General features: G+C 61.4%; 16 protein-coding genes. 13 read left to right on the forward strand and 3 right to left on the reverse strand.

The window, feature by feature from the left end; translation table 11 throughout:
* Nucleotides 1–196 precede the first annotated feature (196 nt).
* Both JHD07_RS04575 and JHD07_RS04580 read right to left on the reverse strand, forming a co-directional pair.
* Nucleotides 197–610 carry a helix-turn-helix domain-containing protein gene (locus tag JHD07_RS04575; protein ID WP_024338473.1) on the reverse strand — a complete coding sequence of 138 codons (414 nt, stop codon included), beginning with the start codon at nt 608–610 and terminating at the stop codon, nt 197–199.
* A gap of 114 nt (nt 611–724) precedes the next feature.
* The gene (locus JHD07_RS04580; RefSeq protein ID WP_024922550.1) at nt 725–2770 is read right to left on the reverse strand and encodes an NAD(+) synthase; all 2046 of its coding nucleotides are present in this window, start codon (nt 2768–2770) and stop codon (nt 725–727) included.
* A gap of 236 nt (nt 2771–3006) precedes the next feature.
* Here JHD07_RS04580 and JHD07_RS04585 point away from each other — a divergent pair, with 236 nt between their 5' ends.
* From JHD07_RS04585 to JHD07_RS04615, 7 genes are all read left to right on the forward strand, one after another.
* Nucleotides 3007–3555 (forward strand): MAPEG family protein, encoded by a 549-nt coding sequence (locus tag JHD07_RS04585; protein ID WP_024338471.1) that lies wholly within the window; start codon nt 3007–3009, stop codon nt 3553–3555.
* A gap of 129 nt (nt 3556–3684) precedes the next feature.
* A complete protein-coding gene (locus tag JHD07_RS04590) occupies nt 3685–6738 on the forward strand; it encodes a heavy metal translocating P-type ATPase (protein WP_291619437.1) in 3054 nt (1017 codons plus the stop codon).
* 81 nt (nt 6739–6819) lie between these two features.
* A complete protein-coding gene (gene lspA / locus JHD07_RS04595) occupies nt 6820–7344 on the forward strand; it encodes a signal peptidase II (RefSeq protein ID WP_044411231.1) in 525 nt (174 codons plus the stop codon).
* 2 nt (nt 7345–7346) lie between these two features.
* Nucleotides 7347–8081: a cytochrome c biogenesis protein CcdA gene (locus tag JHD07_RS04600; RefSeq protein WP_024343497.1), complete on the forward strand. Its 735-nt coding sequence runs from the start codon at nt 7347–7349 to the stop codon at nt 8079–8081.
* Nucleotides 8082–8199: 118 nt separating this feature from the next.
* A complete protein-coding gene (uppP, locus tag JHD07_RS04605; RefSeq protein ID WP_024343496.1) occupies nt 8200–9072 on the forward strand; it encodes an undecaprenyl-diphosphatase UppP in 873 nt (290 codons plus the stop codon).
* A 23-nt stretch (nt 9073–9095) separates the two neighbouring features.
* The gene (locus JHD07_RS04610) at nt 9096–9752 is read left to right on the forward strand and encodes a cation transporter (RefSeq protein ID WP_024343495.1); all 657 of its coding nucleotides are present in this window, start codon (nt 9096–9098) and stop codon (nt 9750–9752) included.
* A gap of 74 nt (nt 9753–9826) precedes the next feature.
* Nucleotides 9827–10873, forward strand: a complete 1047-nt coding sequence (locus tag JHD07_RS04615) for an IS110 family transposase (protein ID WP_024343494.1) — start codon at nt 9827–9829, stop codon at nt 10871–10873.
* Between the two features lie 199 nt (nt 10874–11072).
* Here the strand turns inward: JHD07_RS04615 and JHD07_RS04620 are convergent, their stop codons facing one another.
* Nucleotides 11073–11291, reverse strand: a complete 219-nt coding sequence (locus tag JHD07_RS04620; RefSeq protein WP_024343470.1) for a helix-turn-helix transcriptional regulator — start codon at nt 11289–11291, stop codon at nt 11073–11075.
* A 155-nt stretch (nt 11292–11446) separates the two neighbouring features.
* Here JHD07_RS04620 and JHD07_RS04625 point away from each other — a divergent pair, with 155 nt between their 5' ends.
* The 6 genes from JHD07_RS04625 (at nt 11447) to JHD07_RS04645 (ending at nt 14261) form a co-directional block, all read left to right on the forward strand.
* Nucleotides 11447–11689 carry a helix-turn-helix transcriptional regulator gene (locus JHD07_RS04625; RefSeq protein WP_098107583.1) on the forward strand — a complete coding sequence of 81 codons (243 nt, stop codon included), beginning with the start codon at nt 11447–11449 and terminating at the stop codon, nt 11687–11689.
* A gap of 120 nt (nt 11690–11809) precedes the next feature.
* Complete coding sequence (locus tag JHD07_RS04630) at nt 11810–12073, forward strand: DUF2285 domain-containing protein (protein ID WP_187779802.1); 264 nt, start codon at nt 11810–11812, stop codon at nt 12071–12073.
* Nucleotides 12074–12192: 119 nt separating this feature from the next.
* Complete coding sequence (locus JHD07_RS39715; RefSeq protein WP_363317673.1) at nt 12193–12483, forward strand: DUF6499 domain-containing protein; 291 nt, start codon at nt 12193–12195, stop codon at nt 12481–12483.
* A 22-nt stretch (nt 12484–12505) separates the two neighbouring features.
* The gene (locus JHD07_RS04635) at nt 12506–12955 is read left to right on the forward strand and encodes a DUF2285 domain-containing protein (protein ID WP_366863944.1); all 450 of its coding nucleotides are present in this window, start codon (nt 12506–12508) and stop codon (nt 12953–12955) included.
* Between the two features lie 125 nt (nt 12956–13080).
* Nucleotides 13081–13362 (forward strand): helix-turn-helix domain-containing protein, encoded by a 282-nt coding sequence (locus JHD07_RS04640; RefSeq protein WP_291619455.1) that lies wholly within the window; start codon nt 13081–13083, stop codon nt 13360–13362.
* 11 nt (nt 13363–13373) lie between these two features.
* Complete coding sequence (locus JHD07_RS04645; RefSeq protein WP_291619457.1) at nt 13374–14261, forward strand: replication initiator protein A; 888 nt, start codon at nt 13374–13376, stop codon at nt 14259–14261.
* Nucleotides 14262–14347: the final 86 nt, after the last annotated feature.

Consider the following 14347-nt stretch of genomic DNA (forward strand, 5'->3'; position numbering starts at 1 on the left):
CCACAAGGCCCCGACCCAAAGGTCGGGGCCTTCGACACCCAGAACGACCGAATCAGTTTCACTGAATCGCTCCCTAGCGAAGGCACCAGCAACGCCTTTTAGCTCGCAAAACAAGCCAGAAACGACTATTATAGATGGGGTATTCGGGCACTCCCTAGCCAACAAAGTCGTGGATGTTCCTGAATTCCTCAGCGATTCAGGGGGCATCATGCGAGTTGGGTGAGTCAGCTAAAACTTCTATGATCCGGCACGATGCGACTTTCCCATTGTCGCACGATTTGATCATCCGAGTGAGCTCGCTCTTAAGTCCGAGAAGGCGTCGGATCCGCACCTCGACGGCTTCGAGCTGATCGGTGGCAATTCGGCTCACCTGCTCACAAGAGGACTCTGGCCTTTCCTGCAGAGCGAGCATCGTCTTAATAGCCGGGATGTCGAAGCCGAGATCCCTGGAATGGCGTATGAACGTCAGTCGCCGAACATCCTCTGCTTCATAGAGGCGCCGCCTGCTCTCTGTGCGGGGCGGCGGCGGGATGAGATTGATCCGCTCGTAGTAGCGGATTGTCTCGATATTGACGCCTGTCCGTTGTGACAAGGCTCCGATGGTGATCATGGCGAATTCATTCCGTAACGGTGGTTCGAGTAGGGATAACAACTGGGCGGAAGCGTCATCGGCATCCGTGCGCCGATTGCCGTTGGCCGCTGAGCGCCAACCCTCAGGGCACGTTCATTCCGACGGCGTGTGAGCGCGCAACTCCTCCAACCAGAGGCGGGCGTTGCCATCCGACGGAGCGCGCCAATCGCCGCGCGGCGACAGCGAGCCGCCAGCAGTGACTTTGGGGCCGTTCGGCGACGCCGAGCGCTTGAACTGGCTGATCGTGAAGAAGCGATAGAGGAACACCTCCATCCACGATCTGATTGTGGGCAGATCATATGCGCGACGGCGCTCTTCCGGATACTGTGGAGGCCAAGCTCCGGCGGTGGCGTCACGCCAGGCATGGAAGGCCAGGAAAGCGATCTTCGATGGCTTCAGGCCATAGCGCGTCAAATAAAACAGGGTAAAATCCTGCAGTTCATAAGGCCCAATCTTCTCCTCCGTACTTTGTAAGGCGCCGCCTTCGCCGGCCGGCACGAGTTCTGGCGAAATCACAGTGTCAAGAATGGAGAGCAACGTGCCGTTCGTTGCCTCATCGAAGGCGGCTGACTGTGCCACCCAGCGGATCAAATGCTGGATGAGTGTTTTCGGCACCGACGCGTTGACGTTGTAGTGGCTCATATGGTCGCCGACACCGTAGGTCGACCAGCCGAGCGCGATTTCGGACAGATCGCCAGTGCCAAGCACCATGGCGCCTCGCTGGTTGGCTGCACGGAACAAGATGTCCGTGCGCAGGCCCGCCTGCACGTTCTCGAACGTCACGTCGTAAACCGGCTCGCCTTGCGCGAACGGATGCTGAAGTGACGCCAGCATCTGCTGCGCCAACGGCTTGATGTCGATCTCCTCGGCGGTGACGCCGAGACTACGCATCAGCGTCCAGGCATTTGCCTTGGTGGCCTCCCCCGTCGCGAAGCCCGGCATCGTGAAGCCGAGAATGTCGGACCGGGGCCAGCCTAGCCGGTCGAACGCTTTCGCCGCCACGATCAGCGCGTGAGTGGAGTCCAGACCACCGGAGACCCCGATGCAGACGCGGCGGATGCCCGTCGCCTGAAGGCGCTTCATCAACCCCTGGACCTGGATGCTGTAGGCCTCATAACAGTCCTGGTCGAGGCGTGCCGGATCGGCTGGAGCATAGGGGAAGCGCGCGACGGCCCTGCGCAGCCCGAGGTCCGTCATCGACGGCTCGAACCGGAAGCCGATACGCCGGAACCTGTCTTCAGGCATAGCTTGTGCGATGGCCGCCTCGTTGAAGGTGCCGGTGCGCAGGCGCTCCAGTCTGAGCCTATCAACGTCGACATCGGCGATGGCCATTTGCGAGTCCTGCGGGAACCGTTCGGTCTCTGCCAGCAGCTGCCCGAGTTCATAAATGCAGGCTTGACCGTCCCAAGCGAGGTCCGTCGTCGACTCGCCCGGACCGGCCGCGGAATAGATGTATGCAGCCCAGCACCGCGCCGATTGGGTTGCGCAGAGCAGCCGGCGGGTTTCGGCCTTGCCGACAGTGATGTTGCTGGCCGAGAGGTTGGTAAGGATGAGAGCGCCAGCGAGCGCGGCAAAGTCGCTGGGCGGAGCCGGTCCCCATACGTCCTCGCACAGCTCGACGTGGAAGACGAAGCCTGGCAAATCCTCGGCCGCGAAAATCATATCCATTCCGAAGGGGACGGACTGACCAGCGATCTCGATGGTAGCGCCTTTCAAGTTTCGGCCCGAAGCGAACCAACGCTTTTCGTAGAATTCCCGATAATTCGGCAGATGTCCTTTGGGAACAACACCCAAAATGCGCCCACGATGGACGGCGACAGCGCAATTGTAGAGTCGTCCTTCCCGCACCAGCGGCGCGCCGATGAGCAGAACCGGCGAAAGCTCGCGGCTCGCGGCCGCGACTTCCTCGATCGCTTGTTCCACCCGCTGCAGCAACGCGGCTTGGCCGAGAAGATCGTCAATCGCGTAACCGCAGAGGCCCAATTCCGGGAACACCATCAGCGCAACACCCTGGCGCGCACCGTCGCGGGCGAGCGCGAGCGTCTCAGCGACATTGTAGCTGGGATCGGCGACTTCGCATTTCGGTGTACAGGCAGCCACGCGAACGAAACCCTGCTGATAAATCGAATAGAAGCTCATCCGCCGGTCTCATCTCGTGTTCTTGCGGTGCCCGATCTCGGCACCAAGTGGCCGTGACCGCTGTTACGGCGACCGGGTTCAGTCACGGCCTCGACCCCTCGCAAGGGTTGATTCTGTAGTTACTACAGGATTTATATACCTATGATCGGGGCGTGTGAACCCACGCGCGATGAGTGGTCGCCCCCGGTCTTTCATCACCACAGGCAGGCGGCGGAGGACGACAAGGAGCAAGGACAGTGTTCAAGAGGCTCAGTTCTGACCAGGTGGGCATTGTCCGAGCCTCAGCCGTCGCGCTCGCCTTCGCGGCGGTCGTCCTTGTGGTTGGCTATGCCTGGCTGCCTCCTGAATTGTTCGGCCTCAGCCCAGAGATGGACTTCGGTGAGCGGATCGCGTTCACGTTGAAGGCGAGTATTCTCATGTTTCTCTGGCTGGCCGGCTGCGTCGGCGCGGTGAGCAGAGGCAGGTTCTATTCGCCGGCGGATATACGGGGCTCGGCGTTCGGCAAACCCAGCCCGGCAATCGCCGTGCGTGCCGCGGTGCTGCAGAATTCATTGGAGCAGACAGTACTGGCTTTTGGCGCACATCTGACCCTAGCAGCGCTTCTGCGAGAAACCGAACTGGTGCTCATACCGCTGCTGGTTGCTCTGTTTCTGGTTGGCCGCATCACCTTTGCATTCGGCTACGCCAAACGAGTCTCAGGCCGGGCTTTTGGCATGGCGCTCACCGGCGCCTCAATAATCGCGAGCTATGGAATTGTGGTCGGGCTGATAGCCGCCGGACGCTGACGTCTGTCGCTCGCTTGGACGGCAAAAAACGATTGAAAGGCCTCTTGCTCCTGTAGCCACTACAGAATGTATGGTGCGTGAAAGGATTCGAGCCGGGCTCGAGAGAATAAGCAAATTTAGGAGACCGCAATGACTATTGAAGCCCACGCTAGAAGCACCTTAGGCACGTTACGCTTCAAGGTTGAGGGCTTGGATTGTCAGAACGAAGTTCGGATGCTTCGTGCCGCGGTCGGTCCCGTCGTCGGTGGCGAGGACAAGTTGTCGTTCGACACCAAGGGCGGTGTCATGGAGGTCGCGGGCCTGACCGCTCCGGCACTCGATACCATTGAGCAGGCGGTCGCTACCACTGGAATGAGGGCACAATTGCTGGCTGAGCTGGATAAGTCCTCCGCGTCGGCGTGGCTGTTCAAGGTCGAGGGCCTCGATTGCAAAAACGAGGTCGCGATGCTCAAGCGCGAAATCGGCCCTCTGGTTGGCGGTGAGGACTGGCTCGCCTTCGACACAGCAAAGGGGTTGATGACGGTCGCGCCTCAGCACCGTGCCTCGATCGACGAACTCGTGAGCGGCATCTCAAGAACCGGGATGTCAGGCTCTCTCATCCAGGATGGTTCGGCCGAAACCATGCTCCTGCGTGTGCGCGGCCTCGACTGCAAGAATGAGGTGGCTGCTCTGACCAGGGAACTGGGACCGCTCGTTGGCGAGGATAAGCTCGCCTTCGACACTTCGCAGGGTGCGATGACCATTGCACCTCAGAGCGGGACAACCCTCCAAGAGATCGAACAGGCGGTCGCGCGAACCGGGATGCGGGCTGAGCTGTGGACAGCGCCGGCCGTTGCTGAGCAGGCAACCTGCGATGCCGCAGGATCCGCGTGCGGTTGCGCGACCAACGTGAAGGAAGCCCTCAGCCCGCCGCCGATCAATCTGCCTGGCGGCGTTGTCTATCGAATCCATGGCATGGATTGTGCCGACGAGATCGCCGCCCTGAAGCGCGAAGTCGGCCCGCTCGTTGGTGAGGACAAGCTCGCTTTCGACCTTCTTAACGGCCGCATGTCGATCGACATGGCGCCTGACGCCGCCTTGGAGGCCAAGATCGAGAAGGCCGTTGTACGCGCCGGCCTGCAGGCGGAGCCCTGGACCGAGGGCGCCACCAGCGAAGGGGCACGGGCAGAAGAGCGGCGCAGACGCATTCAATCATGGCTGACTGCTGCGAGCGGCCTGTTCGTCGCGATCGGATTTGCGGTTCACGCCTGGGTCGGAGGTGGAATCATCGCGGCCTTCGAGGCAGGCGAACATGGTGCAGGTGCAACGCCGCTGCTAAGCGTCATTCTCTATACGCTCGCCGCGCTTTGTGCTGTGCGTTACGTGGCCCCGAAGGCTTGGCTCGCGGCCAGGCGCCTGCGTCCCGACATGAACCTCCTGATGGTGATCGCCGTCGTGGGTGCGATCGGAATTGGCGCTTGGTTCGAAGCCGCAACGGTTTCGTTCTTCTTCGCGCTCGCCCTTGCTCTCGAGGCCTGGAGCCTCGGCCGAGCGCGGCGGGCCGTGGCGGCCCTGATGGAGCTCGCGCCGCCGACCGCGCGCATCATGCTTGAAGACGGCACGGAGAGAGACGTGCCGGCAGCCGAAGTCCGTGTCGGTTCGCACATCATTATTCGACCTGGCGATAAAGTACCGCTCGACGGCCGTGTGGCCGCCGGAGAGAGTGAGGTCAACCAGGCACCGATCACCGGCGAAAGCGTCCCGGTCTTCAAATCGGAAGGAGACGACGTTTTTGCAGGCACCATCAACGGCGAAGGCGCGCTGGACGTCGTGACCACCAAGGCGTCAAGCGATACCACGCTCGCGCAGATCATCCGCATGGTCGGCTCCGCGCAGGGCCGGCGGGCTCCCAGCGAGCAGTGGGTCGAGAAATTTGCACGCGTCTATACGCCCGTCGTTATGGCGCTCGCGATAGCCGTTTTTTTGGTGCCGCCGCTGTTGCTCGGTGGTGGCTGGGAGGTTTGGTTCTATCGCGCCCTCGTATTGCTCGTGATCGCCTGCCCCTGCGCCCTTGTCATCTCGACGCCCGTGACCATTGTGGCTGCCCTTGCGGGAGCTGCGAAGCAGGGCGTGTTGGTGAAAGGCGGCGTCCATCTCGAGACGCCGGCGCGCTTGAAAGCAATCGCCATGGACAAGACGGGGACGCTCACCGAAGGACGTCCTCAGGTCGTGGAGATCTTGGCGCTCGGCAGCCGAAACGAGGATGACCTTCTTCGGTTAGCAGCAGCCCTCGAGGCGCGCAGCGAGCACCCCATCGCCCGCGCTATTTTGGCGAGGGCAACAGAAAACGGCATTGCCGCACAACCGGCCGAGGCCGTCCAGGCCATCACGGGTCGCGGCATGACCGGCCGCGTCTCCGGTCGCGAAGTCTGGCTTGGGTCACGCCGCTACCTCGATGAACGCGCGGTCGGCTCACCGGCCATCCTGGAACGCGCCGACACACTTTCCGGCGCTGGCCGGACCATTGTCGCCGTTGGCGACGGCCAGGAAGTCTGGGGACTGATCGCTGTTGCCGATGCTGTGAGGGCTGAAGCCAAGGATATCGTCACCGCGCTGCATCGGGCGGGCGTGGAAAAAGTGGTGATGCTGACAGGCGACAATCGGGCCACCGCCGAGGCGATTGCCAAGCAGACCGGCATTGATGAAGTTCGCGCGGAACTTCTGCCCGGCGACAAGGTCACGGCCGTCGAGGACCTGGTTCGGCGCTATGGCGTCGTCGCCATGGTGGGTGACGGGGTCAATGACGCCCCTGCCATGGGCCGCGCCAATCTCGGCATTGCCATGGGCGCAATGGGGAGCGACGCAGCCATCGAAACGGCAGACGTCGCCCTGATGTCGGACGACCTCTCCAGACTTCCCTGGCTCGTGCGCCATTCACGAGCCACGCTCGCCGTCATTCGGCAGAATATCGCCTTCTCGATCGCCGTGAAGCTGTTGTTCACAGTGCTGACGGTGATCGGTCTCGCATCCCTTTGGGGCGCGATCGCCGCCGATGTTGGGGCCTCCCTGCTGGTCGTTCTCAACGGTTTGCGGCTCCTCAATCGGGAACAGCGCCAGAGAGATGGTGGCCCAGTCGGCGGCGCAAAGGTTCGAGCACAGGAGCGCCAGCATTCCACTGTGGCTCGCCCTGCAACTGCGCATTGAGCCAATAGCGGCCGCCCTGTATTGGGGCGGCCGCTGACGACAGAAATGCCGATCAGAACCCGAAGAACACAAGGAATCATCGTGGCCGAACGTCCCGCTAGAAATATCGCGATATGGGTTGGCGGCGCATTTGTGGCCGCGCTTCTTTTCGACGTTGCTACGAAGTGGTTGATCATAAATGCCGTCATGGTCCCGCCACGCGTGATCGAGGTTGTGCCCTTTTTCAACCTGACGCTCGGCTTCAACACCGGAGTCAGCTTCGGGATGTTCCAAGATGTCTTCCTCGAGCATCCGTTGGTGTTGGCCGGGATCAAAGTGGCGATCACGGTCGGTCTTCTCGTTTGGGCAATGCGGACCCGCAGGACCATTGAAGCAACGGCTCTCGGTTTGATCGCCGGCGGCGCCGCCGGCAACATCGTTGACCGCGTGCATCAAGGCGCGGTGACAGACTTTCTCGATTTTCACATAGGCAACTGGCATTGGCCGACCTTCAACATGGCGGATGTTGCAATCAGCATTGGCGTCGCGCTGCTCCTGGCTGGATCGCTTTTTTCGACCCAACCGGTGCTTCGCACGCAGGAGCCGCTTAGCAACGGGAAGCGCTGAGCATGGCGGCGCTGGAAATATCGTTGCTCGGGCTGGCGACAGCGGCCGCTGCCGGCGCTATCTCCTTCCTTTCACCCTGCGTCCTGCCGCTCGTGCCGGGCTACCTGTCCTATGTCGCTGGTGGCGCCGGCACGACCGGCAGCAGTGATGCGGTATCCCGGCTTCACATCTTCCGCCCTGCGCTGCTGTTCGTGCTCGGGTTCACGACCATATTCGTGCTGCTTGGAGTCAGCGCGATGGCCCTCGGCGGCCTTCTCCAACGCTTCCAGATGGAAACCAACCTGATCGGCGGAGCTCTGGTCATTGTCTTCGGTTTGGCGATGACGGGGCTCCTTCGCCTCCCGATACTCATGACCGACCGCCGATGGAACGGACCGCGCCAGGTCAATGGACCGGTCGGCGCCTTCCTGCTGGGTGTCGCCTTTGCCTTCGGCTGGACGCCCTGCATTGGCCCGGTATTGGGCTCCATCCTCACGGTAACCGCGACGTCATCAGGCAACGGCGCGATTCTTCTCGGAACTTACGGCCTCGGCCTCGGTGTGCCGTTTCTACTCACGGCCCTCTTCATGGGAAACGCGGCAGCCGCATTGAAGCGCATGCGCCGCGTCGGTGCCGCGCTGAACATCGGCGGTGGTGCGGTCATGATCGGCGTCGGCGTTTTGATGATGACCGGGAGGTTGCAGGAGATCGCCATTTGGATGCTGATGACGTTTCCGATGCTGGGAGCGATCGGTTGAGGGACTCGCTGGCTGCCGCGAATTGCTGCGACTCGTCAGTCGGCTTCAGAACCCCCGCCGAACTTTGGCGCGTGATTCATCGGGGCGCGCCCGCGCCGCGCAACAACCGGGAGCCAGAATGACGGGAGCGTGTACTCAAGGCGTCGACACCGGATTCGTGGCGCTAGGCTATGGCAAGGTCGCCCTGCTCGGACTTGTCCAAGGCATCACCGAGTTGCTACCGATCTCTTCGACCGCCCATATGCGGATCGTGCCTGCGCTGCTCGGTTGGCAGGATCCTGGCTCAGCCTTTTCAGCCGCCATGCAGCTTGCAGCGCTTACTGCAGTCGTCAGTTATTTCTGGAGCGACGTGAGCCAACTAGCCACCAATTCGCTGCGTGCCGTCGCAAATCGGGATTTCCGAGATCGACACTTCCGCTTCTCGGTCGGAATTCTCCTTGCCACGATCCCGATCGGTATTGCCGGCCTTTCCTTGTCTGGAGCGTTGAACGCGTGCGGCTCGCCGCTTCGTACTCTCGAAGTCATCGGCTGGGCGTGCATCGTCATGGCTGTCCTCCTGGCGCTCGCGGAGATTTTTGCCCGGCACCGACGAACGCTTGAGAACACATCGGCCATCGATGCAATGATCGTGGGAATTGCTCAAATCGGAGCGCTGATTCCTGGCGTTTCGCGTTCAGGCTCGACTTTGACTGCGGCGCTCGCCCTCGGCCTGAAGCGAGATGAGGCGGCGCGGTTCTCATTCCTTCTTGGCCTGCCGGCAATCGCCCTGGCTGGCTTCAAGGAGCTCTGGGAACTCCACAAAGTGCAGCTTTCCGCCGACGGCTGGTCACTACTTCTTGTCGGGCTCGTCGTGGCTTCTATTTCCGCGTTCTGTGCGATTTGGGGGCTGATGCGCGTTCTCGAGCGTTTTTCCGCCTGGCCGTTTGTTATTTACCGAGGTGTTCTCGGTATCGTACTCATCTGGGCGGTTGCTTTGGGCTATTTCACTTGAGATGCAAAATATCGGAAACGTGTATGAGTGAAAAACAACAAGAAGAAGGTGAAATCGAGCTTGACGCGAGCAATGCCGCCGAACGCAGGACTCTTATCTGGGTTCTTGCCATAAACTTCTTGCAGGTGATCGTGGCCGGTGTCGTCGGCGTTATCGCAGACTCGACAGGTCTCTTGGGTGCCGCCCTGGATAATTTGGGAGATGCCGGCGTTTATGCCGTCAGCCTTTATGCCGTCGGCCGGACGATCGTGGCAAAGGTGCGAGTGGCGCGTCTTTCGGGTTTGCTTCTGATCGCCTTTGGACTTGCATTGTTCGTGGAGGTGCTTCGCCGTTTCTTCGTGGGTGCCGAGCCAATCGGCCTCGCCATGATCGTCACGGCTCTCGCCAATGCCGCGCTGAATGTAGTTTGCTTAAAACTGCTGCGGTCGCATCGGGATCGAGGTGTGCATCTCAAAGCGTCCTGGATCTTTACGACGAACGATATGCTGGCGAACGCCGGCATTGTCGCGTCGGGTGCCGCGGTCATGTTCTTCGCGTCCCCGCTGCCTGACCTAATCATCGGGTTGCTGGTTGGCGGCATCGTGCTCAAGGGTGGCTGGAATATCCTGAAGGAGGCGCACGATGCAATAGGTGATGGCTCGTCGCGGCCCAAGGGCCAGTCTAGTCCCGAGAACGACTGAAATAGTCGTAGTTTACAAAATGGTCTGTAGATTGGTTATGAGACGTGTCGACTCTTGATTCGGAGGAGTTCGGCATGTCTCAAAGCTATTATATTGGGCTGGATGTTTCCGCCCGAACAATCAATCTCTGCGTTGTCAACGCCGATGGGCAGGTAGCGCATGAACGAAAGCTTTCATCCAATCCGGAAGAGATTGCGCAGCATATCCTGTCGCTCCCGCTTCCAGTCGTCCGCGTCGGTCTCGAAGCAGGGATGCTGTCTCAGCACATTTATGGGCATTTAGCCGAAGCCGGCATTCCCATCGTGTGTGTAGAGACCCGGCACATGAAGGCGGCTCTCTCCGCGCAACTCAACAAGACCGACCGGCATGATGCGCGCGGAATCGCGCAGATGATGCGCGTCGGCCTCTTCAAACCCGTCCACGTCAAGACGCCGACAAGCCAGCGCCTTCGGACCGTCCTGACGGCCCGCCAACTCCTGCGAAACAAGCTCCAGGATGTTGAAAATGAAATCCGTGGTCTCATCCGAAACTTCGGATATCACCTCGGCAAAGTCACGGCGCGCGATTTCGAGCCGCGAGTACGGGAACTGATCGCAGGAAGCGACCTACACATAGTCGCTGATACGCTCCTGTTGGCGCGGCGATCGCTGCGGGAGCAGTTCGGTCGGTTGGACGATTTGCTTGTCCGTCTCGCGCGGGACGACACTGTTTCGCGCCGGTTTATGACGGTGCCGGGGGTCGGCCCGCTCGTAGCGCTCATCTTCCGGGCAACGGTCGATGTCCCATCTCGCTTCACTCGGTCGCGAACCGTTGGTGCCCATTTTGGTCTGACGCCGCGCAAGCACCAATCCGGCGAAGTGGATCGCACCGGCCGCATTTCGAGATGGGGTGACGCCATGACGCGCAGCGCGCTCTACGAGGCAGCACAGGTGCTACTGACTCGCGTAAAACGCTGGTCCACCCTAAAGGCTTGGGCTGCTCAGGTCTCGCGACGTCGAGGCCACAAGAAGGCGATCGTCGCCCTCGCTCGCCGCATCGGTGTCATACTGCATCGCATGTGGGTGGATGGAACTGAGTTCGACTGGGGTAAGCGGCCAGAGGCCGCCGCTCCTCTGACATAGGTTCGGTCAGGCGCAAGTCTGACTGAGGCGTCTCCCTGCGAGGGGACGAGGGACGGTGAGTTCGCAAATACGACTTGGCAGCGTCGGCATGTCCAACGCGAAGCCGCATTATAGATTGCTCCGCCGGCTCTTCTGATCCCATCCTGTGGCGGCCTCGTGCCGACCACGAAGAGAAGCATGATCCTCGCGGGAATACGGCTCAAAGCTGATCGTCGGGCCGGACCAATTCCATGTGGCTGACGCCGAGGGCCTGAGCCAATTCATAAAGCGTGATCACGGTCGGGTTCCTCCGGCCGCGTTCAAGGCTGCTGAGATACTGTTGACTGAAACCGGAGCGCGCTTCGACCTCTTCCTGGGTCAGGCCTTTCTCCCGACGCAGGCGGGCGAAGTTCCGGCCGACCAATTTGCGCATATCCATGCGCAGGAGGATCGTGATTTACATACTTTGAGTTTATCAACTATAGTATGTAAATGAGCCAGCGGAGCGCGCGGGAAGCCTCGCTATCCGATTGGCCCGAATAGAGAAGTCGTAGTTCTGGCGTGCGCGTAGGTCCGAGTGGGAGGTGATCATGCATGATCACCGCCCGACAATCTCGGGCCGCGCGCGCGTTGCTGGGTTGGACACAGGAGACGCTCGCTGACCGGGCCCGCGTATCTTTGACCGCACTCAAGCGCCTCGAATCCACAAGTGGCCTCGAGGTCTACGAGAGCACGCGCGATGAGATACGGCGCGCCTTCGAACGTGGCGGGATCGTTTTCCTTAACTCCGACCAGGGCGTGGGAGTCATGCTTGTTGATGGAAAAAAGGAAGGCTGACCGATCAACAGGCGACCGTCTCGCCGGTGCGCGACGTTCCCATGGCGCCAGGAGGTCATATCCTCACATCAGCGTTAACAATCCCCTTCAAAATGGATACATCTGTCCGAGGGGGACGTGGTGACCAAGCAAGACTTTCTCGATCAGCCGCCCGGCGGAGCAGCGCTCACGGCCTATGACCGAGCGCACCTGAAACTGTATCTGCGCCTTCTTGATGCCGACGCGGAAGGCGCGGACTGGAAAGAGGTCGTCAGGGTGTTGTTCGGTATTTGTGCCAAAACAGAACCCGAACGCGCCGCGCATATCCACGCCGCTCACCTTTCCCGCGCTAAGTGGATGACGCAGAGCGGCTTCGGTGAGCTCCTGGGTCCTCGTCTCCATTGAGGTGATGCAGGATCTGCATCACGTCGGTTGGTCTTCGTTCTTCCCGGCGGGGACACAACTTGGAATCGTCTCAACCGCAAAACTCGCGTTGCGTAACATTTGCGCGGAGGCGGCGGAGGATGTCCGAAGAAGAAAGTTGGCGGTCAGATGCCGCCTATGACTATGTCGACAAGCTGTCCCCTGGTGACCTCGCCTGGGAATTTCTGCGACGTAACCCCGAATACAGAAAATCATATCATGAGTTGATCGCCACTGGTCGGCTGACCGACGATGTCGCGCGCGCTTTCGCCGAGCAATGGGGGTTGCGATTTCCCTATCGATCCACAAGCAAGCGCGTTGACGCAGCCGATTTTCTGGACCCCGCAAGTCGATCCCGGCGCAATCATATTCGCCGTTGGGCCGCCCCCTGAGGGCAGCTCCATCACCGGCGAAATGCTGCGTCTGCGCGCAATAATCCAGCACGGCCCGGATCTTCTCCGGCTCGAATTGCGCGGCGAGCGCTATGACATACTGCTTGTAGAGCCGGACGCACAGGGTCCGCTTGGCATTCACATCATCTTCGACGACCTGATGCCAGACCGGAAAACAACGCTTGAGCGTTTTTGGAACGCGATGGCCGGCAAACGCGTGCCGCACGACCCTCGTCTGACACCTCAGCGTCACCAGCGCGCCCGCCAGATGCTTCGTGCCATCGACGCGCGGTTCGTCGGATCGACCTATCGCGACATCGCCGGAGTACTCTTTCCAAACCACGAACATGATCCAGCAAAATGGGTCGATAGCCCATTCCGTGTGATGATGAACCGTCTTGTCAGAGACGGCATGGCCTTCGTGCGCGGCGGATATCGCACGCTTCTGCGTCGCCCGCGCCGCCACCGCTGACCGACCCACGGGGTCGCGGATAACAACTTAACTTCGTTCCTGCCCCGAACGCCGTCTTCCCGCCACCGTGCTCGCAATCCGCCGCTCTCCCGATGCGGCCACCGCGAGACCACGGAGGTTCGATCATGGCCGAAAGCGCCGCCAATCTACCGCTACGATACTTGAGAACGCAGGAAGCGGCACGCGTCCTCGGACTCTCCGAGCGCACCCTCGAAAAGCATCGAACCTATGGCACCGGCCCCAACTACCGAAAGCTCGGCGGCCGCGTCGTCTATTCGATAGACGATCTCCAGACATGGGCCGATCGCGGCCTTGTCACCTCGACCTCCGACCCCCGCGCCGGCACCGTGCTCCCTGCCAAGCGCCAGCCCGCCGCCCCTGCCGCCGGCGGCCGCTTCCCGCGCTGAGCCGACCTGCCATGTCGTACCCCCACCGGCATCGCGATGAACGTGCGCAGCTCGACCTATTCCGGGCGCTGCCCGGCGATCTTGCGCCCCGCGATGCGCAGGATCTCATGGCCTATCCATTCTTCTCGCTCGCCAAGTCGAAGCGCCTGGCGCCGATCGACTTCAAGGCCGGCTCTGTGAAGATCCGCGTCGAAGCGGTCGCCGAGCACGGCATGGCGACGATCTGGGACGCCGACGTTCTGATCTGGGCCGCCTCGCAGATCGTCGAAGCCCGCGATCTCGGCCTGCGGCCGTCGCGCCTGATGGCGACCACCCCCTATGAAATCCTCAACTTCATCGGCCGCGGCGTCAGCTTGCGCGACTACGACCGCCTCAAGGCGGCGCTTGACCGGCTCCAGTCGACCACGGTTGCGACCTCGATCCGCCAGCCGACCGAGCGGCGGATGCACCGCTTCTCGTGGATCAACGAATGGAAGGAGCGCGCCGACCATCGCGGCCGCCCGCTCGGCCTCGAGCTGATCGTGCCCGACTGGTTCTACGGCGCGGTGCTCGACGAGGCGCTCGTGCTGACCATCGACCGCAACTATTTCGGTCTGACGGGTGGGCTTGAGCGCTGGCTCTATCGCCTGGTGCGCAAGCATGGCGGCCGCCAGGAGTTCGGCTGGAGCTTCGATTTCCCGCACCTCCACGCCAAGTCGGGCAGCCTCTCGCCGCTCAAGCACTTCGCCTACGACCTGCGCGACATCGTCAAGCGCCAGCCGCTGCCCGGCTACCGGCTGACCATCCAGCAGTGCCTCGGCGGGCCGGAAATCCTGTCTTTTGTACCGACCGATCCCGACGCGCTGGGCATCCCGCGCCGCCGTCGCCGCTCGACAACTCGCCCTGGGGATAAGCTGTGAATCGTCTCGTGCTATCAGGGACCGGCGCTATCGTGCCATCGGGGACCGGACCCTCGTGCTATCGGGGACCGGATTCGGCGAATCCT

It is taken from the genome of Bradyrhizobium sp., from assembly GCF_016462955.1.
Taxonomy (GTDB): domain Bacteria; phylum Pseudomonadota; class Alphaproteobacteria; order Rhizobiales; family Xanthobacteraceae; genus Bradyrhizobium.

What these genes read in the sequence shown, in the direction of transcription:
- JHD07_RS04640 (WP_291619455.1), top strand. Translation starts at nt 13,081, where the DNA reads ATGGCCGAAAGCGCCGCCAATCTACCGCTACGATACTTGAGAACGCAG.
- JHD07_RS04575 (WP_024338473.1), bottom strand. Translation starts at nt 610, where the DNA reads ATGATCACCATCGGAGCCTTGTCACAACGGACAGGCGTCAATATCGAG.
- JHD07_RS04620 (WP_024343470.1), bottom strand. Translation starts at nt 11,291, where the DNA reads ATGGATATGCGCAAATTGGTCGGCCGGAACTTCGCCCGCCTGCGTCGG.
- uppP (WP_024343496.1), top strand. Translation starts at nt 8,200, where the DNA reads ATGACGGGAGCGTGTACTCAAGGCGTCGACACCGGATTCGTGGCGCTA.
- JHD07_RS04635 (WP_366863944.1), top strand. Translation starts at nt 12,506, where the DNA reads ATGCTGCGTCTGCGCGCAATAATCCAGCACGGCCCGGATCTTCTCCGG.
- JHD07_RS04580 (WP_024922550.1), bottom strand. Translation starts at nt 2,770, where the DNA reads ATGAGCTTCTATTCGATTTATCAGCAGGGTTTCGTTCGCGTGGCTGCC.
- JHD07_RS04600 (WP_024343497.1), top strand. Translation starts at nt 7,347, where the DNA reads ATGGCGGCGCTGGAAATATCGTTGCTCGGGCTGGCGACAGCGGCCGCT.
- JHD07_RS39715 (WP_363317673.1), top strand. Translation starts at nt 12,193, where the DNA reads ATGTCCGAAGAAGAAAGTTGGCGGTCAGATGCCGCCTATGACTATGTC.
- JHD07_RS04645 (WP_291619457.1), top strand. Translation starts at nt 13,374, where the DNA reads ATGTCGTACCCCCACCGGCATCGCGATGAACGTGCGCAGCTCGACCTA.
- JHD07_RS04590 (WP_291619437.1), top strand. Translation starts at nt 3,685, where the DNA reads ATGACTATTGAAGCCCACGCTAGAAGCACCTTAGGCACGTTACGCTTC.
- JHD07_RS04610 (WP_024343495.1), top strand. Translation starts at nt 9,096, where the DNA reads ATGAGTGAAAAACAACAAGAAGAAGGTGAAATCGAGCTTGACGCGAGC.
- JHD07_RS04625 (WP_098107583.1), top strand. Translation starts at nt 11,447, where the DNA reads ATGATCACCGCCCGACAATCTCGGGCCGCGCGCGCGTTGCTGGGTTGG.
- JHD07_RS04615 (WP_024343494.1), top strand. Translation starts at nt 9,827, where the DNA reads ATGTCTCAAAGCTATTATATTGGGCTGGATGTTTCCGCCCGAACAATC.